Source organism: Mycobacterium sp. NGS22 (assembly GCF_059813095.1).
Genome location: NZ_JCALDY010000061.1, coordinates 1 through 657 on the forward strand (window position 1 = coordinate 1; position 657 = coordinate 657).

The following is a 657-nucleotide window of genomic DNA, read 5'->3' on the forward strand; positions in this document are numbered from 1 at the left end:
TGACCGAAGCTTTCTTCGGCGCAAGCCCTCGACTTCAGTCGGGGGATAGCCGATCCCGTCTGTCGGTCCGCGTAGCGGACCGTGTTTGTCGTAGGCGGGGTTTATCGTGAGGCTCATGCAGTACCGGTCGACACGTAAATCGGTGTTTTCGGTGAAGTACCACGTGATTTGGTGCCCGAAGTACCGCCGTGATGTGTTGCGTGGGCCAATCCAGAAGCGGTTGAAGCAGATCATCGGAGAGGTGGTCGCCGAGTTTAACGGAATGGTGATTGAGGTCGAGACGATGCCCGATCATGTGCATCTGCTCGTCGAGCTGCCACCGCAGGTGGCGGTGTCAAAACTCGTTCAGATTCTGAAAGGGCGCTCGTCGCGGCGTCTTCGGCAGGAGTTCGCGCATCTGGCGCGGATGAAGTGTTTATGGTCCCCGTCCTGGTTCGTTTCCACCGTGGGTGGTGCGCCGTTGGAAGTGGTCAGGCGATATGTGGAGAACCAGAAAGTCGCCGCCGCGCGCCAGGGGAAGGTGGCGTAGCGGTGGCGCACCGGTACCGGCTGTATCCCACCGGTGAACAAGCGGCGTTTATGCTGGCCAGGCACTGTGCTGATGCCCGTTATGTGTGGAATCTCGCTGTGGAGCAGTTCAATTGGGGCCGTGCCGGG

Annotated in this window: 2 protein-coding genes; both read left to right on the forward strand. The window is 60.0% G+C overall.

Annotation, left to right across the window (positions count from 1 at the left end; genetic code table 11):
- Positions 1-115 precede the first annotated feature (115 nt).
- Positions 116-529 carry an IS200/IS605 family transposase gene (tnpA, locus tag AC5Y47_RS25635; protein WP_499947060.1) on the forward strand — a complete coding sequence of 138 codons (414 nt, stop codon included), beginning with the start codon at positions 116-118 and terminating at the stop codon, positions 527-529.
- Positions 418-657 (forward strand): helix-turn-helix domain-containing protein (locus AC5Y47_RS25640; RefSeq protein ID WP_499947061.1); only part of this gene is annotated, 240 nt, incomplete at its 3' end. The genes tnpA and AC5Y47_RS25640, both read left to right, overlap by 112 nt.

Bases quoted from the DNA above. Each gene is read 5' to 3' on its own strand.
- tnpA (WP_499947060.1), top strand. From the start codon at position 116: ATGCAGTACCGGTCGACACGTAAATCGGTGTTTTCGGTGAAGTACCAC.